The following is a 19,443-nucleotide window of genomic DNA, read 5'->3' on the forward strand; positions in this document are numbered from 1 at the left end:
GTGTTTCGTTGAAGAGCCTCTGTCATCCTTCGCCTGCGGGAGAAGGCGGCCCTGCTGAGCTGGGTCGGATGCCGGGTCGATAGGCCTATCCGGCAAACCCCCGCCGTTGTTTTCTGAGAGGGAACTGCGACCCCACATCGGCGCGCCCCCCGCGCCACCTTCTCCCACGGGGGGTGAAGGGACCCTCTTCGACTCCTCAGGCCGCCCCGGTCGAGCCGAACCCGCCGGCCCCGCGCGCCGTCTCGTCGAGGTCGCTGACCTCAGCCACCGCCGCCTGGATCACCGGAGCGATCACCATCTGGGCGATGCGGTCGCCGCGGCGAACGGTGAAATCTTCTGCGCCCAGGTTGATCAGGATGACCTTCACCTCGCCGCGATAGTCGGAATCCACGGTGCCCGGCGTGTTCAGGCAGGTGATCCCGGACTTCAGCGCCAGGCCCGAGCGCGGCCGCACCTGGCCCTCGAAGCCGCGGGGGATCGCCATGGAGAGACCGGTGGGCACCGCGTGGCGGTCGCCGGGGCGGATCACCAGGGGCTCGCCCTCGGGCACGGCGGCGCGCAGGTCCATGCCGGCGGAGTCGGCGGTCTCATAGGCCGGCAGGGGCAGGTCGGAATTATGCGGCAGGCGCTTGATGGGCAGGTTCACGACAGCTCCTCGGCCATGCGGGCCGCCAGCTTGCGGGCGACCTGGGACTTGGCGGTCCGCTCCCATCGCTCGATTCCCTGGGCCGTGACGATAGAGACCGCGTTGTCGTCGCCCCCCATGGTGCCCTCGATGCTGACGTCGTTGGCGACGATCCAGTCGCAGCCCTTCTTGGCCAGCTTGGCCTGGGCGTAGGTCTCCACGTCGTGGGTCTCGGCGGCGAAGCCCACCACCAGCTTGGGGCGGCGGAAGCCGTTGGCCAGGGTCGCCAGGATGTCGGGGTTCTCCACCAGCTTCAGGGCCCGCGGGCCCTCGGCGCCCTTCTTCATCTTCACCTCGGCCGCCGCCTCCGGCCGCCAGTCGGAGACCGCGGCGACGCAGACGGCGATCTCGGCGGGCAGGGCGGCCTCGCAGGCGGCCAGCATCTCGCGCGCCGTCTCCACGTCCACCCGGGTGACGCCGGGCGGGGTGGGCAGGGCCACGGGTCCGGCCACCAGGGTCACCTGGGCGCCCAGCTCGGCCAGCGCCGCGGCGATCGCGAACCCCTGCTTGCCGCTGGAGCGGTTGGTGAGCACGCGGACCGGATCGATGGGCTCGGCGGTGGGGCCGGCGGTGACGATGGCGCGCTTGCCCGCCAGCGGCTTGGCCGGCGGACCCTGCAAGGCGGCCATGATGGCGGTGAAAATGTCTGCGGGTTCCGCCAGGCGCCCGGGTCCGAACTCGCCGCAGGCCATGGCCCCCTCATCGGGGCCCACGAAACTCACCCCGTCGGCCCGCAGGGTGGCCAGGTTCCGCTGGGTGGCCGGGTGGTTCCACATCCGCACGTTCATGGCCGGCGCCATCAGCACCGGCTTGTCGGTGGCCAGCAGGGTGGTCGAGGCCAGATCGTTCGCCAGGCCGCCCGCCGCCTTGGCCATCAGGTCGGCGGTGGCCGGCGCCACCACCACCAGGTCGGCGGAGCGCGAGAGCTGGATATGGCCCATCTCGGCCTCGTCATCGAGGGCGAAGAGTTCGGAATAAACCCTGTCCTCGCAAAGCGCCGAGAGGCTGAGCGGGGTGACGAACTGGGCGCCGGCGGCCGTCAGGATCGGCCGCACCGCGACGCCCGCCTTGCGCAGCAGCCGCACCAGCTCGAGGCTCTTATAGGCCGCGATCCCGCCGCCCACGATCAGGAGAATCCGCTTTTCCGACAAGGCTTCGCGCCCCCTTGGGTGTTGGTCCCCGGTCATAGGCCAAACGCGGGCGCTGGACAAACCCGCCGATCTGTTCTTAATTTGTTCCCGCTTCACTTGGCCGTGCAGGGAGAGAACACGATGGCTGGGTTCAAGGTGTGGTTGAGCGCGGGCGCCGCGCTGGTCTTGCTGGCCGCCTGCGAGCGGCCCTCGGCGGTGGCGAACAGGCCCTCTGAGTCTAGCGGTTCGTCGGCCGCTTCGGCCTCCGACAGCGGGGAACATGTTTCCGCGACCGCCAGCGCCGACCGCCGCGACGAGGCCGTGCCGCAGGTGGACGGCAAGCCCATGTGGTCCTCCAGCCGCAAGGGCAGCGCCCAGGAAAACGCCGCCAAGAGCTTCGAGCGCAACGGCGAGGACTTCGGCGCCAAGGACCTGGACGCCTTCGTCAAGAAGGCCCACGCCTTCGTCGACCACCCGCCGGCCGGCACCCAGACCCTTAAGCGGTCCAACGGCGACACCCTGTTCTACGATCCCAAGGGCAATGTCTTCGCCGTGGCCAACAAGGAGGGCGCGCCGCGCACCATGTTCAAGCCCGACGAGGGCGCCGCCTACTGGGACGAGCAGAAGGCCCGTGAGGCCAAGCGCCAGACGGCGGCCCGCAAGGACAGGGACAGTGACGATGGCTGACCCCAAACACATCGTCCGCACCCGCGACCTGGACTGGGCCGCCCTGCCCTCCGGCCGCCACCCCTTCAATCCCGACTCCGAGATGAAGATGGCGCGGCTCGGGGACCAGACCGGCATGAGGCGGGTCCTGACCAACCTGGTCCGCCTGCCGCCGGGCAAGGAGAGCTTCATCGCCCACAGCCACGCCGTGGAGGAGGAGTTCATCTTCGTCCTCGAGGGCTCGGGCCAGGTGGTGCTGGACGGTGTGGCCCACCCCGTGGGGGTCGGCGACTTCGTGGGCTTCCCCACCGACGGGGTCGTGCACGCCTTCCGCAACACCGGGACCGGCGACCTGCTCTATCTCACCGCCGGCGAGCGGGCGCGGGTGGAAGTGGCCGAGATGCCGACGATCGGCAAGACCGCCGTCTTCCGGCCGGGCCGAATCAGCCTGTTCGGAGACGATGGGGTCGAGGAACTCACCGCCGAGGAATGGGGCGCGCGGACGAAGCCTAGCTAGGCAGCCGGCTCGCCAGCCAGAAGACCACGGTGGCCACCAGGGCCCCGATGGCGAACCAGCGGGCGGGATGGGCGGCCTCGGTCTCCACAACCGTCACGGCGGGCGCGGGCGGGGCCTCCAGCAGACGGCCCAGGTTGCGCAGGGCGCTCAGGCCCTCCTCGGCGAAGCGCCTGGCCTTGGCGGCCGGGGACAGCTCCCGCAGCATCCAGCGGCGCACCACCGGGTCGGCGGCGGCCCAGATGTCGTGGTCGGGACAGATGCGCCGGGCCACCCCCTCCACCGTCATCATGGTCTTCTGCAGCAGCACCAGTTCCGGGCGCAGGCGCATGTCGAACAGGGCGGTGATCTCGAACAGCTGGATCAGCACCCGGCTCATGGAGATCTCGTTGGCCGGGCGGCCGAACACCTGCTCGCCCACCGCCCGCAGGGCCTGGGCGAAGGCCGCGGGGCTGTGGCCGGCCGGGACATAGCCCGCCTCGAAGTGGACCTGGGCGACCCGGTCGTAGTCCTTTTCCAGGAAGCCCCAGAGGATCTCGGCCAGGTAGCGCCGCTCCGGCGCGCCCAGGCGGCCGATGATGCCGAAGTCGACGGCCACGACCCGGTCCGGGGCGGCGACGAACAGGTTCCCCTCGTGCAGGTCGGCGTGGAAGACCCCATGGTCGAGGGCCTGGGCCAGGAAGGCCCGGATCAGATTGTCGGCCAGGGCCTGGCGGTCGAGTCCGGGCAGATCCAGCGCCGCGGGATCGGAGAGCGGGGTTCCCGCCGCCCATTCCTGGGTCAGCACCCTCTTGCCGACCCCCTCCCAGACGATCTTCGGCGTCGACATATAACCGTCGCGGGCCATGACCTGGGCCAGTTCGTCGGCGCCGGCGGCCTCCAAGCGGAGGTCCAGCTCCAACTCGGTGGCGCGGATCACGGTGGCGGCGAGCGCCCGGGGCTCCAGACGCCGGGCCGCGAAGCTCCAGCGCTCCACCAGGGCGCCGGCGAGCGCCATGGCCTCGGCGTCCTGGGCCACCCGCAGGGCCACCCCGGGGCGCAGGACCTTCACCGCCACCCGGCGGCCGTCCAGCAGGACAGCCTCATGGGCCTGGGCCAGGGAGGCGGCGGCGACCGGCGGGCCGAAGGCGCCAAACAGGCTCTCCACCGTGCGCCCGAGGGTCAGCTCCACCTCGCGGCGGGCCTGGTCGGTGGGGAAGGGATCGAGCTTGTCCTTCAGGCGGGCGAGATCCAGGGCGAAGGTCTCGCCGAAGATGTCGGCCCGGGTGGAGAGAAGCTGGCCCAGCTTGATGGCCACCGGCCCCAGCTGCTCCAGGGAGCGGGCCAGGCGTTCGCCGGGGCGGCCAACGCGGGCCGACGATCCGGCCGCCATGCGCGACAGGTTGGCGAGGACCTTCAGGCCGGGCGGGTAGAGGCCGTCCAGTTCGCGGGGCAGCAGGGCGTCATTGCGCGCCAGCAGCAGGCCCGCCCCCACCAACCGACCATAGGCCGACAAGGTCCCCACCGATCAGACAGCCCAACCGTGGTGCAGGGCCGCGACGCCCCCGGTGAAGTTGGTGTAGCCGGCCTTGCCGAAGCCGGCCTTGGTGATCAGGTCGACGAAGGTCCTCTGGTCGGGGAAGCGGCGGATGCTCTCCACCAGGTACTGGTAGGAGGCGCGATCCTTGGCCACCAGTTCGCCGATGGCCGGGATCACCTTGAAGGAATAGGCGTCATAGGCCTTCCGCAGGGCCTCGGTGGCCGGCTGCGAGAACTCCAGGCACAGGAACCGGCCCCCCGGCTTCAGCACCCGGCGCGCCTCGCGCAGGGCCTGGGAGATGTCGGTGACGTTGCGGATGCCGAAGGAGATGACATAGGCGTTGGCGCTGGCGTCGGGCAGGGGCAGACGCTGGGCGTCGCCGACGGTCCAGGTGATCTCCGGCTCCCCGCCCCGCTCGCGCCCGGCGGCGATCATCTCGGCGTTGTAGTCGATGATGTGGATGGCCGCGTCGTCCCCGCCCCGGCGCAGCTGGGCGGCCCGCGCCATCTTGGCGAAGCGGCGGGCCATGTCGCCGGTGCCCCCGGCGCAGTCGATGATGACCTCGCCGGGCTGCGGGTTCAGCCGCGCGGCGACAGCGTCCTTCCAGAGCCGGTGCACGCCCGCGCTCATCAGGTCGTTCATCAGGTCGTAGCGGCTGGCGACCCGGTCGAAGACGCCGCGCACGAGGCTCGGCTTCTCGGCGGGGTCCACGTCGCGGAATCCGAAGGTGGCGGCGGGTCCTGTCATGATGAGCGGTCTTAGACCGCGAGGGCCGGCCGCGCCAGCCTCGCCGGCTTGAGCCCGGGCGCGACCCATGCCACTCCAGGCCATGCCCGAACTTCCCGAGGTCGAGACCGTCCGCCGCGGCCTGGCGCCCGTGCTGGAGGGCCAGAGGCTCTCCCGCGTGGAGGCCCGCCGCGCCGACCTGCGCTTCCCCTTCCCCGACGGCTTCGTCCAGCGCCTGACCGGGGCGACGATCCAGCGCCTGGAGCGCCGCGCCAAGTACCTGATGGGGGTGCTGGACCGCGGCGAGACCCTGGTGATGCACTTAGGGATGAGCGGCCGCTTCGAGATCGCCCGCCCCGAGGGGACGGTGCGGCCCGGCGAGTTCGTCTACGCCGCCGACCCCGACCCCAAGCACGCCCACGTGGTCTTCGAGACCCAGGCTGGCGGCCGGGTCACCTACTACGACCCCCGCCGGTTCGGCTACATGGCGCTGATCGAGACGGCGACGCTTGCGGAGCATCCCTGGTTCGCCGGGCTGGGGCCGGAACCCCTCTCCGAGGCGTTCAACGCGCAGGGCCTGCAGGCCGCCTTCGCGGGCCGCAAACAGGGTCCCAAGACCCTGCTGCTGGACCAGCGCGTGGTGGCGGGCCTGGGCAATATATATGTGTGCGAAGCGCTCAACCGCGCGCGCATCTCCCCCTTCAAGCCGGCGGGGTCCATCTCGCCGAGAAAGCTGCCGGGCCTGGTGGCCATCATCCGCGAGGTGCTGGAGGAGGCCATCGCGGCCGGCGGCTCGACCCTGCGCGACTACGCCAGCGCCGACGGGGCGCTGGGCTATTTCCAGCACCGCTTCCGCGCCTATGGCCGTGAGGGCCAGCGCTGCCTCAATGAGGGCTGCGCCGGCGTCATCGCCCGCGAGGTCCAGGCGGGGCGCTCGACCTTCTTCTGCCCGGTTTGCCAGAAATAATGGCGCGCGGCGCCCTCCCCTCCTAGGTTTCCCCCATGTTCAAGCTCGGCCCGCTCGCCCTGGCGGCGTTCCTGATCGCCGGCCCCGCCCTGGCCAAGCCGCCGGTCTGGATCGTGCGCGACGCCGATTCCGAGGTTCTCATCTTTGGCTCCGTCCACGTCCTGCCGCCGGGCCTGGACTGGCGGCCTCCGGCCCTGGACGCCGCCCTGGCCAAGGCCGACGACCTCTGGTTCGAGCTGCCCATGGGACCGGCCACGGAGGCGCAGATCGCCGGCCTGGCGGCCTCCAGGGGCGTGCTCCCCCCCGACAAGTCCCTCAGCGGCCTGCTGTCGCCCACCGGGGCGAGCGCGCTGGCCAAGGCGAGCCAGAAGTACGGCCTGACCCCAGGCTTCCTCGATCGCCTGGAGCCCTGGTTCGCCGAGGTGGCCCTGGCCGGCGCGGAGTTCCGCGCCGCCGGCGCCGACACCGACTCCGGCGTGGAGAAGGCGCTGGCCGCCATCGCGCCCGCCAGCGCCCAGCGCCGGGCCTTCGAGACCGCCGCCCAGCAGATCGCCCTGTTCGACGAGGCCCCGGTCCCGGCCCAGGTGGCCTCCCTGGAGGAGAGCCTGGACCAGATGGAGAAGGACCCCGACGCCTATGATCGGCTGGTGGCCGCCTGGATGGCCGCCGACACCGCCGCCCTGGAGCGGGACGCGCTGGAGCCGCTGCGCCACGCCTCACCCGCCCTCTATGAGCGGCTGGTGAGCGAGCGCAACGCCGCCTGGACCCAGGTGCTGGACGGGCGACTGAAGGGTCATGGCCGCACGGTGGTGGTGGTGGGGGTGGGCCACCTGCTGACCGCCGACGGGGTGCCCGCCCGGCTGCGGGCGCTTGGCTATTCGGTCGAGGGGCCGTAATCGGGCTCCTACACGCAAGAGGAACCGGCCATGGCCTATGAGACCCTGATCGTCGAGACCACCGAGGCGGTGACCCTGATCCGGCTGAACCGGCCCGAGGCGCTGAACGCCCTGAACACCCAGCTGCTGTCGGAGCTGTCGGCGGCCCTGGACGCCGCCGAGGCCGATGACGGGGTCCGCTGCCTGGTCCTGACCGGGTCGGAGCGGGCCTTCGCCGCCGGCGCCGACATCAAGGAGATGTCGGACAAGACCTATGCCGAGATGTTCACCCAGGACTTCTTCGGCGCCTTCGCCCGGCGGATGGAGCAGTTCCGCAAGCCGGTGATCGCCGCGGTGGCCGGCTACGCCCTGGGCGGCGGCTGCGAGCTGGCCATGCTGTGCGACTTCATCATCGCCGCCGAGACCGCCAAGTTCGGCCAGCCGGAGATCAATCTCGGCGTCGCCCCCGGCATCGGCGGCACCCAGCGCCTGACCCGCTTCGTGGGCAAGTCCAAGGCCATGGACATGATCCTGACGGCCCGGATGATGGACGCCGCCGAGGCCGAGCGCTCAGGCCTGGTCTCCCGCGTGACCGCCCCCGACAAGCTGATCGAGGAGGCCATGGCCGCGGCCGCCAAGATCGCCGGCCAATCCCCCCTGGCGGTGATGATGAACAAGGAGCTGGTGGAGGCGGCCTATGAGACGACGCTCGCCACCGGCGTGGCCCTGGAACGGCGGCTGTTCCACTCCCTCTTCGCCTTCCAGGACCAGAAGGAGGGCATGGCCGCCTTCGTCGAGAAGCGGAAGCCCGACTTCAAGGGCTCCTGATCGGTGCGGCTGATCGCCTTTGGGGATTCCATGGTCGCAGGCGCCGGGGATCCCGACCATCTGGGCTGGGTGGGGCGGGCGATCACCGGCCGGCGCGAGATCACCCTCTATAACCTGGGGGTGCGGCGGGAGACCTCCGCCGACATCGCCGGGCGCTGGGAGGCCGAGGCCAGGGTCCGGCTGACCCCGGACGAACCCCTGCGGATCGTCTTCTCCTTCGGCGTCAATGACTGCCACCTGGAGGACGGCGCGCCGAGGGTGGCGACCGCCGAGACCCTGAAGAACGCGCGCGCGGTGCTGACCCAGGCGCGGGCCCTGGCGCCCGTCCTGATGGTCGGGCCGCCGCCGGTGGCCGACCCCGGGGTCTGCGCCCGGGTGGAGAGCCTCAACGCCGCCCTGCTGGCCCTGTGCGGACGGCTGCAGGCCCCCTTCATCGACGTCTTCCACCCCCTGGCGGCCGGCGGCCTGTGGCAGACCGAGGCCGCCGCCTGGGACGGCGCCCACCCCGGGGCGGGGGGCTATCAGCAGATGGCGGACCTGGTGAGCGCCCATCCCGCCTGGCGCCGATTCACCCAGGCCGCGGAATAGCTGCCGAGCCGCATTGACCCGCAGGGCGCCTTCCCGTATATCCGCGCCTCCAATTTACCCGCCCGAGCGCAGGTTCGGGCGCGAGCCGTTTTGAGAGCTAAATCATGGCCAATACGCCTGGCGCCAAGAAGGCCGTTCGCAAGATCGAACGCCGCACCGAAGTCAACAAGGCCCGCCGCTCGCGCGTGCGGACCTATCTGCGCAAGTTCGAAGAGGCCCTGACCTCGGGCGACGCCGCCGCCGCCAAGGCCGCCTTCGTCGAGGCCCAGTCGGAGCTGATGCGCGCGGTCACCAAGGGTGTTGTTCACAAGAACACCGGGTCGCGAAAAGTGTCCCGCCTGGCGGCTCAGCTCAAGAAGATGGCCGCTGCCTAAGGTTGCGGCGCCGAGCGTCTAGCTTGGCAGCTATCCTTCTGAAATAACTGACCATTTTGACGCACCCGCGGGTTGAAAGACCCGCGGGTGTTTTCGTGCGCCGCAGCATTTCAAAGCCAAGCCTGCGACGAATGTTCTCAGTTAACGGAAGGTCGATTTCGGGATTCCCTTGCCGCGCGAGGGGTCGATTTGAGTCAACGAAAATATCGACTGGACGGGCGAAGAATCTGCGTTGACCCCCCGGTCGCCCTGACTAGTGTTCGAGGTCTTAAGCGCGTTCTTCCATCCTATCTCGGATGAAAAAAGCGGCGGGGGGAGTCTATCTTCTCGGCGACTAAGAACTTGTGTTTGTTGAACAAAGATCCGGTGAGGCGCGGGGCCTAGACCGGACGGGCAGGTGATGGTTGGTGATGACGATGACGACCGGGGGCATTGCGGGCGACATGGCGGAAACGCCGGCGGGCGCGGTCTGGACGAAGACGTGCCAGGCCCTGAAGCGCGAGCTGGGTGAAGCCACGTTCGGCTCGTGGCTGGGCCAGGCGGCCCTGCGCGAGCGTGGGGGAGAAGTCTGTCTGGTGGCCGCCACCGGCGTGGCGCGCGACTGGATTCGCCGGCACGCCTGGCGCCGGATCGGCGAGCTGTGGGCGCAGAACGATCCCATGGGCCGTCCCCTCGACCTGAAGTCTCGCATGGAATTCGACCAGGCCGGCCCGGCCGCGCCCATGGTGGCCGTCGTCGCCCCGGCCGCCGCTGCCGCCGTCCGGGACGCCGACACCGATGTCATCGAGATCGAGGTCGACATCAGCCAACCCAAGGCCGCGCGCCAGCAGGGCCTGCAGGACCGCTTCTCCTTCGAGACCTTCGTCGCCGGCCCCGCCAACGAGTTCGCCTTCGCGGTCGCCCGCCGGGTGGCCTCCTGGGCCGACGGCCACTTCAATCCCGTACTCTTCCACGGCCCCTACGGCTTCGGGAAGACCCACCTGCTCAACGCCATGGCCTGGGAGGCCATGCGGACCGCGCCGGGCAAGCGGGTGGTCTATCTGACCGCCGAGCGCTTCACCTCCACCTTCGTCAAGGCGGTCCAGGACCGCCAGACCGCGGCCTTCAAGGAAGAGCTGCGCAACGCTGACCTGCTGCTCATCGACGACGTCCAGTTCGTGGCCGGCAAGACCTCCACCCAGGAGGAGCTGTTCCACACCCTGATGGCCCTCATCGAGGACGGCCGCCGGGTGGTGATGACCGCCGACCGCTCGCCGGCCGAGCTGTCGGAGATGGAGCCGCGCCTGCGCAGCCACCTGCAGGCCGGTCTGGTCTGCGGCATCGAGCCCGCCGACCGCACCCTGCGCCTGGGCATACTGGAGCGGAAGCTGGCCACCCTGGCTGGCCAGGGCCGCTTCATCCCCTCGGCCAAGTCCGAGGTGCTGCAATTCCTCGCCGACCGCTTCACCGACAGCGTGCGCGAGCTGGAGGGGGCGCTCAACACCCTGGTGGCCCGGGTGGGCGGCGAGATCGCCAAGCTCTCCCTGGACGAGGCCCAGGCCATCCTGCGGCCCCACCTGTCCTGCACCGAGAAGCGGGTGACGGTGGACCAGATCCAGAAGGCCGTGGCCGAGCACTATGGCCTCAAGCAGGCCGACATGATCTCCGAGCGCCGGGCCCGCGCCGTCGCCCGGCCCCGCCAGGCGGCCATGTGGATCGCCAAGCAGATCACCACCCGCTCCCTGCCCGACATCGGCCGCAGGTTCGGCGGCCGCGACCACACCACCGTCCTGCACGCCGTGCGCCGCATCGAGGCCTTGAAGGCCGACGATCCGGTCCTGGCGCGGGATCTCGATCAGCTGCTGCGCAAGCTGCGCAGCTAGGCGTTCTCACTCATCGAGAGAAACGAAGGCCCGCCACCCCCGGCGGGCCTTTCGCTTTTGGGCGATGGCCGTGCGCCTAGAAGTCGAGATGGATGATCGGGGCCCCTATGGCCTCGCAGCACAGGGTGAAGAAGGCGCCCGTGATCTCGCCGTGATCGATCCGCTCGGCCACCTGCGCCTCGCTGAAGGGCGTCCCCATCCGCCCGAGCAGGGACGCCAGCTCCCGGTAGTCGATCCTGCGCTCCGCCAGGGCGGCCTTCAGCAGCCCGCGCACCTGCTCCGTCGTCTGGGCGTCCGCCATGACGCGCCTCCTACGTTCCTTGGAAGGGTCTCCATCTCCGCCGCCACCATGGCTGGATTGGGGCGGCCGACCGGACCCGGGCGCAACAAAAAGGGCGGCCGCATCGCTGCGGCCGCCCCTTCGATGTCCCGGAGGTGAAGGCGCTTACGCGTCTTCGCCCTGCTTGGCCGAGAGGTCTTCGCCGGTTTCCTGGTCGACGACCTTCATGGACAGGCGGGTCTTGCCGCGATCGTCGAAGCCCAGGAGCTTGACCTTCACGGTCTGGCCCTCGGTCAGGACGTCGGAGACCTTGGCGACGCGGTCGTTGGAGATCTGGCTGACGTGAACCAAGCCGTCCTTGGCGCCGAAGAAGTTCACGAAGGCGCCGAAGTCGACGATCTTCACGACCTTGCCGGTGTAGATGGCGTTCAGCTCGGGCTCCGAGGCGATGGACTTGATCCATTCCTTGGCGGCGTCGATCTTGGACTGGTCGGAGGCCGAGACCTTGATGGTGCCGTCGTCCTCGATGTCCACCTTGGCGCCGGTCTTTTCCACGATCTCGCGGATGACCTTGCCGCCCGACCCGATCACTTCACGGATCTTGTCGACCGGGACCTTCATGGTCTCGATCTTCGGGGCGAACTCGCCGAGTTCCTGACGCGGGGCTTCCATGGCCTTGGCCATCTCACCGAGGATGTGCTTGCGGCCACCCTTCGCCTGCTCCAGGGCCTGCTTCATGATCGCTTCGGTGATGCCGGCGATCTTGATGTCCATCTGCAGGGAGGTGATGCCGTCCTCGGTGCCGGCGACCTTGAAGTCCATGTCGCCGAGGTGGTCTTCGTCACCCAGGATGTCCGACAGAACCGCGAAGCCGTCCTTTTCGAGGATCAGGCCCATGGCGATGCCGGAGACCGGCTTCTTCAGGGGCACGCCCGCATCCATCAGGGCCAGGGACGAACCGCAGACCGAGGCCATCGAGGACGAGCCGTTGGACTCGGTGATCTCGGAGACCAGGCGGATGGTGTAGGGGAAGTCTTCCTGGCTCGGCAGCATCGGCCGGATGGCGCGCCAGGCGAGCTTGCCGTGGCCGACTTCGCGGCGACCCGGAGCGCCCATGCGGCCGGTTTCCCCCACGGAGAAGGGGGGGAAGTTATAGTGCAGCATGAACTTCTCGTAGTACTTGCCCTCCAGGGCGTCGATCAGCTGCTCGTCGTCGCCGGTGCCCAGGGTGGCCACGACCAGGGCCTGGGTTTCGCCGCGGGTGAACAGGGCCGAACCGTGGGCGCGGGGCAGGACGCCCACTTCCGAGACGATCTGGCGGACCTTGTCGACGGTGCGGCCGTCGATGCGGATGCCGGTGTCGAGGATGTTGCGACGCACGACGTCGGCTTCCAGCTCCTTGAAGACGCCCGCGAGCTTGTCGGGGGCGTAGCCGGCCGGGTTGGCGTCGGACTTGCCGAACTTCTCGGTGGCCTTGGCCTTGGCCTTGCCCACCGCGTCCTGGCGCTCGCCCTTGGCGACGATCTTGTAGGCCGAGGCCAGATCCTTGCCGATCAGCTTCTTCACTTCGGCCTTGATGGCGTCGGTGTCGTCGGGGGTGAAGTCGAAGGGCTCCTTGGCGGAGTGCTCGGCCAGTTCGATGATCGCCTCGATCACCGGCTGGATGCCGGCGTGGGCGAACATGACGGCCTTGAGGACCTCATCCTCGCTGAGCTCCTGGATCTCGGATTCCACCATCATGACGGCTTCGTTGGTCGAGGCGACCACGAGGTCCATCTTGCTTTCCTTCATCTCGTCGAGAGTCGGGTTCAGGATGTACTCGCCGTTCACGTAGCCCACGCGGGCCGCGCCGATCGGGCCCATGAAGGGGGCGCCGGAGATCACCAGGGCGGCCGAGGCGGCCACCAGGGCGACGATGTCGGGATCGTTTTCCAGGTCGTGGGCCAGGACGGTGCAGACCACCTGGACTTCATTCTTGAAGCCCTTGACGAACAGCGGGCGGATCGGACGGTCGATCAGGCGGCTGGTCAGGGTTTCCTTTAGCGAGGGCGCGCCCTCGCGGCGGGGGAAGGAGCCCGGGATCTTGCCCGCGGCATAGAACTTCTCCTGGTAGTTCACGGTCAGGGGGAAGAAGTCCTGACCCGGCTTGGCGCTCTTGGCGTAGACCGCCGTGGCCAGCACCATGGTCTCGCCGTAGGTGGCGAGAACGGCGCCGTCGGCCTGGCGGGCCATGCGGCCGGTTTCCAGGGTCAGCGTCTTGCCGCCCCACTCGATGGTCTTGCGTTTGATATCGAACATTTTGCTTCTTTCTCATCCCGCGGGCGTATTCCCGGCGGGGGCGGACAGGGCGTCGGGCTCCCGAAATCCTCTCCAGTCAAACAGGCGGGGTGAGGATTACTATGGAACCCTCGGCGTGATTGGGCGCCCACCGAAAGGGGCGGCCCATCGCCGCTTTTGATCCCCCGGCCTGTCGCGGGGGAAGCGGCGCAATGGAATAGAGCCTGATACGCAAAGCCCCCGCTCTCGCGGGGGCTGGACTTGAGGTCCTAGCGGCGCAGACCCAGCTTCTCGATGATGGCCTGATAACGACCGGCGTCGGTCGACTTCAGGTGATCGAGAAGGCGGCGGCGCTGGGACACCATCTTGAGAAGGCCCCGGCGCGAGTGGTTGTCTTTCTTGTGCATCTTGAAGTGCTCGGTCAGGTTCGCGATCCGCTCGGTGAGGATCGAGACCTGCACTTCAGCGCCACCCGTGTCAGCCTCGGAGCGGCCATGGGTTTTGATAAGCTCGGCTTTACGTTCAATCGTAATCGACATCGGTCAGTCTCCGCTCTTTGTCAGATGAAAGACTCGCGAGGGCTCGAGCTTGCCTGCGCGCATCTCGCAGAGGGCGACCATCATACCCTCCGATAGGACTGAAACGGTTCGAGAACCCAGGGTGAACCGGGCTTTCAGGGCTTCAACCTGTCGGGGAACGAGAAGGATGGACCGTCCCTGCTTAAGGCTGAAGGCGTCTTCGGCGGTCACGGCCAGCTCCGGGATGTCGTCCAGGGCGGTCTCGACCGGAAGCAAGGCCTCCAGATGGCCGGGCTTATGCCCCAAATCCTCAAGCAATTCCAGTGTTATCGCCCGGTCCTCCGAGAAGGGCCCGACCCGGGTGCGGCGCAGGGCGCTGACATGGCCGCAGGCTCCGAGCATTTCGGCCAGGTCGCGGACGATGGCGCGCACATAGGTGCCCTTGCCGCAGGTGACCTCGATCTCGACGTGATCGGCGTCGGGGGCTTCGGTGACCCGGGCGGAATGGATGATGACCGGGCGGGCCTTGAGCTCCACCTCTTGGCCGGCGCGGGCCAGATCATAGGCCCGCTCGCCGTCCACCTTGATGGCCGAGAAGATCGGCGGGATCTGGGAGATCTCGCCGACGAAGGCCGGCAGCTTCTCCTCCACCTGGGCCACGGTGGGTCGAACGTCGGAAGTGGCCGTGGTGGCCCCCTCGCGGTCGAAGCTGGCGGTGGTGCGGCCCCACTCGATGACGAAGCGGTAGGTCTTGTCGGCGTCCATCAGGAAGGGGACGGTCTTGGTGGCTTCCCCGAGCGCGATGGGCAGGATGCCGGTGGCCAGGGGATCCAGCGTGCCGGCGTGTCCCGCCTTCTGGGCGTTGAACAGCCGCCGCACGCGGCCGACGGCGCTGGTCGACGTCAGGTCATAGGGCTTGTCGAGGCAGATCCAGCCGGAGACCGGATCGCCCTTCTTGCGTCGCGCCATGGGGAAGATCAGTCCTCGTCGGAATCGGGGGCGGACGCGATGTCCTGGGCGACCTTGGGGTCCTCGAACAGCGCGTTCATGCGGCTGGCCTGGTTGAAGGTCTCGTCGTGGATGAACTTCAGGTCCGGCGTGAACTTCATGTCGATGGAGCGGCCGAGGAGGCCGCGCAGGAACTTGGCGTGGCGGTTCAGGGCGTCCACCACCACCGAGGCCTTGCCGCCGCCGAGCGGCTCGACGAAGCAGACGGCGTGGCGCAGGTCCGGGCTCAGCCGCACCTGGGTGACGGTCACCGAGACGCCGGCGAGGTCCGGATCGAGGATCTCGTGGTCGCGCATCACCTCGACGAGGGCGTGGCGGGTGAGTTCGCCGGCGCGCAACTGGCGCTGGCTGGGGCCGGAATGTTTTCCGGCGGAATGACGTTTCATATCGCTGAACCTTCGCAGGCCTGGCCCGCGGATCGGACGCGGGTCTCAGGCAAGCGGCGGCTTCTAGTGGGATGGAGGTCGGAAGTCCAGCCTTACGCCCCCGTGCGTTCCTTGAAGAAGGCGATCACCCGCTGTTCGGCGGCCCTGGTGGGCCCATCCTCGGCCAGGTTCACGGTCAGCACCGAGTGGGGGTGCTTCAGGGGGCCTGGGGCGGCGTCCTTGGGGTCGATCTCGATGGCCTCGAACTTGTCGCCGAACTCTCGCCTGTAGGTGTCGAAGCGGGCGTCGGGGACGAAGGGGTCGCCGTGGAAGCGCAGGCCGATCATGGAGAGGCCCTCCTCCGCGAACCGCGAGCGGGCGCAGGCGATCTCCGCCGGCGAAGCGCCGATCCCGGCCGCCCGGCTGGGGTTGCTCGACCCCAGGGGCAGAGAGGGTTGGGACAGCACCGGCGCCACGACGCTGGGCTCGGTCATCATGGACAGCGCGAAGCCGCCGGTGAAGCACATGCCCACGGCCCCCACACCCTTGCCGCCGCAGTCGGCGTGGGCCTTGCGGGCGAGCGCCCGGAGCCAGTCGACGATGGGGCTGGACCTGTCGGTGGCCCAGACATTGAACTCGCGGCGGATGCAGATGCCGGCCAGCATGGTGGCCGCCCCCAGGGGGTGGGTCGCCGGACGGCCGGCCACCCCGAACAGGTTGGGGCAGTAGACGGTCATGCCGGCGGCCGCCACCGCGTCGGCGAACCGCACCACCAGGGGATGGAGCCCCGGCATCTCGTGGATGACGATGACGGCGGGGCCCGAGCCGCGCCTGTAGACGTCGCGGGTCCAGCGCCCGTCGTCGAACTGAAACTTGTCGTAGGCGCTGAGCGCGGCCTCGTAACCCATGGCGTCCCCCCGCTTTTCGGGGAGCCTAACCCGATCAGAGCTTGATGCGCAGGGTCGAAATATCGCCCTCGAAGCCGGACAGCTTCCAGACCCCCTCCTCCCGCGTGAAGACCAGGATGCAGGGCCCGTCCTTGGTGCGGGTGGCGCAGACCCGGCCGTCGTCCATGGCCTTCAGCGAGCCGGCGATGGCGATCCGGTTGGGAATCGGCTGGCCGGGCTTGTAGCCGTAGGACTCGGCGACCTTGTGGAACACCCGGGGCTGGACCAGGGCGTCGCCGGCGATGTCGGCGATGGCCGGCGCCAGGATCGCCCCCAGGGCCTGCCAGTTCTTGTCCACCTTGGGGCTCTTGGCCTCGGCGGTCAGGCGGGCGGAAATCTCGTGCTTCAGGGCGTCGCGGTCGACATGGGCGTCGAAGGTCGCCTGGTCCTCGTCGCGGATGGAAACCAGCAGGGTGTGCACGTCGCCCGCCGCATCCAGGCGCTGGGCCGAGGCGCAGGCGGTCAGGGACAGCAGCAGGGCGGTCACCAGAAGGATGCGCATGGTCTACTCCGTTCAGCCCCGCGGTCGAATGCGCGGAAAATGGGGTGTCTTGATGGCCTTGGCGAGGGCCTATTCGCGCGCTGGGGCGAACTTCCGGGCTGCGAACACGATGATCGGGGCCAGGATGAACATGTGCAGGGCGACCGCCTCGATCAGGATCGGCAGGGGCGGCGTGGGCCTGGGTCCTATGGCCGACAGCGGCACGACGACATAGTTCATGACGCCGTACATGGCGGCCCCATAAAGTGGGGCGAAAACCAGGGGCCGCCTTACCAGAATCGGCAGGCGGCGGCTGGCCAGGACATAGATGGCCGCGATCGTGGTCATGATGGCGAAATGGCAGGCCGCGCCGATCAGCGCATTTTCCAGCCCGCCCGCCTGGGCCGCCTTGGCGCCCAGCAGGCCCCCGGCGACGGACTTGCAGATCACCGGCAGGGGCGCGTGATAGATGATCGTTGCGGCCAGCAGGTCCACGGCGCCGGCCACCAGGCCGCCGGTGAGGATGGCGGCGGCGAGATTGGGCCGGGCCGGAACACCGAAGTCGGACATCAAAAGAGCCTCCCCGTTTCCGGGAAGGCTCTCATGAACTCAGGCCCGGGCCAAGATCGCCGCCTAGAGGCTGCGCTTGACCTCTTCGAGGGTGAAGCACTCGATGGTGTCGCCCTCTTTGATGTCCTGGAAGCCCTGGAAGAACATGCCGCATTCCTGACCGGCGTTGACCTCGTTGACCTCGTCCTTGAAGCGCTTGAGCGTCTGCAGGGTGCCGAGTTCGAGGACGACGATGTCGTTGCGGATGATCCGGACGCGGGCGCCCTTGCGCACCGTGCCTTCGGTGACCCGGCAACCGGCGACGCGCCCGACCTTGGTGATGTCGAAGACCTGGAGGACCTCGGCGTTACCGATGAAGGTTTCGCGCTGTTCCGGCGCCAGCATGCCCGAGAGCACGCCCTTGATGTCGTCGATCAGGTCGTAGATCACCGCGTAGTAGCGGATCTCGACGCCTTCCCGCTCGGCCAGTTGGCGGGCCTGGCTGGAGGCGCGGACGTTGAAGCCGAGGATGGGCGAATTGGCCCCCTTGGCCAGCATGACGTCGCTCTCGCTGATGGCGCCGGCGCCCGACAGGATGATCCGCGCGCGGACCTCGTCGGTGCCGAGCTTGTCCAGCGAGCCCACGATGGCTTCCGCCGAGCCCTGGACGTCGGCCTTGATGATGACCGGCAGCTCGGAGATCTTCTTGTCCTGCAGCTTGGCCATGAAGTCGGCCATGGTGACGCCGCCGGCGACCGGCGAGCCGGCCTTTTCACGCTTCACGCGGGTGCGGTAGGCGGTCAGCTCGCGGGCGCGGGCCTCGTTCTCCACCACCGCGAAGGGCTCGCCCGGCGAGGGCGTGCCGTCCAGGCCGAGGATCTCCACCGGCACTGAGGGGCCGGCTTCGTCGAGCTGTTCGTCGCGCTCGTTGAACAGGGCGCGCACGCGGCCGAAGTTGGAGCCGGCCACGACGATGTCGCCGCGCTTCAGGGTGCCGCGCTTGACCAGGACGGTGGAGACCGCGCCGCGGCCCCGGTCCAGCTTGGCCTCGATGACGGTGCCGTCGGCGGTGCGGTCGGGATTGGCCTTCAGGTCCATGACCTCGGCCTGCAGCAGGATCGCCTCGATCAGGTCGTCGAGGCCGAGCTTCTGGGTGGCCGAGACCTGGATGGCCTGGGTGTCGCCCCCCAGGCTTTCCACGACGATCTCGTGCTGCAGCAGCTCGTTGATCACCCGTTGCGGATCGGCGCCGGGCTTATCGATCTTGTTGATGGCCACGATGATCGGCGCGCCCGAGGCCCGGGCGTGCTGGATGGCCTCGATGGTCTGGGGCATGACGCCGTCGTCGGCGGCCACCACCAGGATGACGATGTCGGTGACGTCGGCGCCACGGGCCCGCATCGCCGAGAAGGCGGCGTGGCCGGGGGTGTCCAGGAAGGTGACCGACTGGCCGCTCTCCAGGCGCACCTGATAGGCGCCGATGTGCTGGGTGATGCCGCCGTGCTCGCCCTTGGCCACGTCGGCCGAGCGCAGGGCGTCGAGCAGGCTGGTCTTGCCGTGGTCGACGTGACCCATGACCGCCACCACGGGGGGACGGGACACCAGGTGATCGTCGAGATCCTCGTCGCCGATGAAGCCCTCTTCGACGTCGGCTTCCGACACGCGGCGGACGGTGTGGCCGAATTCGGTGGCCACCAGCTCGGCGGTGTCGTTGTCGATGACGTCGTTGATCTTCAGCATCACGCCCTGACGCATCAGGAACTTGATGATCTCCACGCCGCGGGTCGCCATCCGGTTGGCGAGCTCGGCCACGGTGATGACGTCGGGAATGATGACTTCACGCGCGGCGCGGGCGGCTTCCTGGCCGCCGCCCTTGCGCTTCTCGCGTTCCCGCTCGCGGGCCCGGCGAACCGAGGCCAGCGACCGCATGCGTTCGACGGCGCTCTCGTCATCCCCGGCCACGGCCTGGATGGTGAGACGGCCCTCGCGGCGCTGCTGGGCGCCCTTGACGCGGGAGATGGCTTTGGTCGGGGCGGCCCCGGCCTTGCGGCGCGTATCCTCGTCATCGTCGCGACGGGCGACGACGTCGCCGCCGGGCCGCGGGGCCTGGCGGGTGGCGCGCTGGATCTCAGGCGTGGCGGGCGGGGCGTTCGGGGTCGGACGACCGGCGCCGGGACGGGCGCCGCCGGGGCGGGCGCCGTCACGGGGCGCGGCCGGACGCGGCGCGAGGGCCGAATAACGGACGGTGTCGCCGCCGGCGGCCGGAGCCGCGGGACGGGCGCCA

Annotated in this window: 21 protein-coding genes; 8 read left to right on the top strand and 13 right to left on the bottom strand. The window is 69.3% G+C overall.

Annotation, left to right across the window (positions count from 1 at the left end):
* Window positions 1-196: 196 nt before the first annotated feature.
* Window positions 197-646 (bottom strand): dUTP diphosphatase, encoded by a 450-nt coding sequence (gene dut / locus ACO06I_RS16065; protein ID WP_421933565.1) that lies wholly within the window; start codon window positions 644-646, stop codon window positions 197-199.
* Window positions 643-1,836 carry a bifunctional phosphopantothenoylcysteine decarboxylase/phosphopantothenate--cysteine ligase CoaBC gene (coaBC, locus tag ACO06I_RS16070; protein ID WP_421933566.1) on the bottom strand — a complete coding sequence of 398 codons (1,194 nt, stop codon included), beginning with the start codon at window positions 1,834-1,836 and terminating at the stop codon, window positions 643-645. The genes dut and coaBC overlap by 4 nt, the downstream gene beginning before the upstream one ends.
* Before the next feature lie 120 nt (window positions 1,837-1,956).
* Here coaBC and ACO06I_RS16075 point away from each other — a divergent pair, with 120 nt between their 5' ends.
* Together ACO06I_RS16075 and ACO06I_RS16080 are read left to right on the top strand one after the other, a co-directional pair.
* On the top strand, window positions 1,957-2,502 hold the full coding sequence (locus ACO06I_RS16075) for a hypothetical protein (protein ID WP_421933567.1): 546 nt from the start codon (window positions 1,957-1,959) through the stop codon (window positions 2,500-2,502).
* A complete protein-coding gene (locus ACO06I_RS16080) occupies window positions 2,495-2,998 on the top strand; it encodes a cupin domain-containing protein (protein ID WP_421933568.1) in 504 nt (167 codons plus the stop codon). Before ACO06I_RS16075 ends, ACO06I_RS16080 begins: the two co-directional genes overlap by 8 nt.
* Here ACO06I_RS16080 and ubiB read toward each other — a convergent pair.
* Together ubiB and ACO06I_RS16090 are read right to left on the bottom strand one after the other, a co-directional pair.
* A complete protein-coding gene (ubiB, locus tag ACO06I_RS16085) occupies window positions 2,991-4,499 on the bottom strand; it encodes a 2-polyprenylphenol 6-hydroxylase (RefSeq protein ID WP_421933569.1) in 1,509 nt (502 codons plus the stop codon). The two genes, ACO06I_RS16080 and ubiB, sit on opposite strands and share 8 nt — an antisense overlap.
* Window positions 4,500-4,502: 3 nt before the next feature.
* On the bottom strand, window positions 4,503-5,261 hold the full coding sequence (locus tag ACO06I_RS16090) for a class I SAM-dependent methyltransferase (RefSeq protein ID WP_421933570.1): 759 nt from the start codon (window positions 5,259-5,261) through the stop codon (window positions 4,503-4,505).
* A gap of 82 nt (window positions 5,262-5,343) precedes the next feature.
* On the opposite strand from ACO06I_RS16090, the gene mutM reads away from it, so the two are divergent.
* The 6 genes from mutM (at window position 5,344) to dnaA (ending at window position 10,734) form a co-directional block, all read left to right on the top strand.
* Window positions 5,344-6,207 carry a bifunctional DNA-formamidopyrimidine glycosylase/DNA-(apurinic or apyrimidinic site) lyase gene (mutM, locus tag ACO06I_RS16095; RefSeq protein ID WP_421933644.1) on the top strand — a complete coding sequence of 288 codons (864 nt, stop codon included), beginning with the start codon at window positions 5,344-5,346 and terminating at the stop codon, window positions 6,205-6,207.
* Window positions 6,208-6,242: 35 nt separating this feature from the next.
* Window positions 6,243-7,103, top strand: coding sequence for a TraB/GumN family protein (locus tag ACO06I_RS16100; protein ID WP_421933571.1), 861 nt, complete (start codon window positions 6,243-6,245; stop codon window positions 7,101-7,103).
* Window positions 7,104-7,133: 30 nt separating this feature from the next.
* Window positions 7,134-7,910, top strand: coding sequence for an enoyl-CoA hydratase (locus tag ACO06I_RS16105; RefSeq protein ID WP_421933572.1), 777 nt, complete (start codon window positions 7,134-7,136; stop codon window positions 7,908-7,910).
* Between the two features lie 3 nt (window positions 7,911-7,913).
* Window positions 7,914-8,498, top strand: a complete 585-nt coding sequence (locus ACO06I_RS16110; RefSeq protein WP_421933573.1) for a GDSL-type esterase/lipase family protein — start codon at window positions 7,914-7,916, stop codon at window positions 8,496-8,498.
* A gap of 104 nt (window positions 8,499-8,602) precedes the next feature.
* A complete protein-coding gene (gene rpsT / locus ACO06I_RS16115) occupies window positions 8,603-8,872 on the top strand; it encodes a 30S ribosomal protein S20 (protein WP_293497186.1) in 270 nt (89 codons plus the stop codon).
* A 410-nt stretch (window positions 8,873-9,282) separates the two neighbouring features.
* The gene (dnaA, locus tag ACO06I_RS16120) at window positions 9,283-10,734 is read left to right on the top strand and encodes a chromosomal replication initiator protein DnaA (protein WP_421933574.1); all 1,452 of its coding nucleotides are present in this window, start codon (window positions 9,283-9,285) and stop codon (window positions 10,732-10,734) included.
* A gap of 76 nt (window positions 10,735-10,810) precedes the next feature.
* Here dnaA and ACO06I_RS16125 read toward each other — a convergent pair whose 3' ends face one another.
* The 9 genes from ACO06I_RS16125 to infB all read right to left on the bottom strand — a co-directional run.
* Entirely contained in the window at window positions 10,811-11,035 is a 225-nt protein-coding gene (locus ACO06I_RS16125) for a DUF6471 domain-containing protein (RefSeq protein ID WP_421933575.1), read from the bottom strand.
* A 144-nt stretch (window positions 11,036-11,179) separates the two neighbouring features.
* Window positions 11,180-13,312: a polyribonucleotide nucleotidyltransferase gene (gene pnp, locus ACO06I_RS16130; protein ID WP_421933576.1), complete on the bottom strand. Its 2,133-nt coding sequence runs from the start codon at window positions 13,310-13,312 to the stop codon at window positions 11,180-11,182.
* A 248-nt stretch (window positions 13,313-13,560) separates the two neighbouring features.
* Window positions 13,561-13,830, bottom strand: a complete 270-nt coding sequence (gene rpsO / locus ACO06I_RS16135) for a 30S ribosomal protein S15 (protein ID WP_421933577.1) — start codon at window positions 13,828-13,830, stop codon at window positions 13,561-13,563.
* 3 nt (window positions 13,831-13,833) lie between these two features.
* Window positions 13,834-14,778 carry a tRNA pseudouridine(55) synthase TruB gene (gene truB, locus ACO06I_RS16140; protein ID WP_421933578.1) on the bottom strand — a complete coding sequence of 315 codons (945 nt, stop codon included), beginning with the start codon at window positions 14,776-14,778 and terminating at the stop codon, window positions 13,834-13,836.
* Between the two features lie 8 nt (window positions 14,779-14,786).
* A complete protein-coding gene (gene rbfA / locus ACO06I_RS16145; RefSeq protein WP_421933645.1) occupies window positions 14,787-15,221 on the bottom strand; it encodes a 30S ribosome-binding factor RbfA in 435 nt (144 codons plus the stop codon).
* A gap of 74 nt (window positions 15,222-15,295) precedes the next feature.
* Window positions 15,296-16,090 (bottom strand): dienelactone hydrolase family protein, encoded by a 795-nt coding sequence (locus ACO06I_RS16150; protein ID WP_421933579.1) that lies wholly within the window; start codon window positions 16,088-16,090, stop codon window positions 15,296-15,298.
* Between the two features lie 34 nt (window positions 16,091-16,124).
* Entirely contained in the window at window positions 16,125-16,631 is a 507-nt protein-coding gene (locus ACO06I_RS16155) for a DUF2939 domain-containing protein (protein WP_421933580.1), read from the bottom strand.
* A 69-nt stretch (window positions 16,632-16,700) separates the two neighbouring features.
* On the bottom strand, window positions 16,701-17,180 hold the full coding sequence (locus tag ACO06I_RS16160) for a hypothetical protein (RefSeq protein ID WP_421933581.1): 480 nt from the start codon (window positions 17,178-17,180) through the stop codon (window positions 16,701-16,703).
* 63 nt (window positions 17,181-17,243) lie between these two features.
* A partial coding sequence (infB, locus tag ACO06I_RS16165) for a translation initiation factor IF-2 (RefSeq protein ID WP_421933582.1) occupies window positions 17,244-19,443 on the bottom strand: 2,200 nt, incomplete at its 5' end.

This window comes from Phenylobacterium sp., assembly GCF_965229015.1.
Taxonomy (GTDB): Bacteria; Pseudomonadota; Alphaproteobacteria; order Caulobacterales; family Caulobacteraceae; genus Phenylobacterium.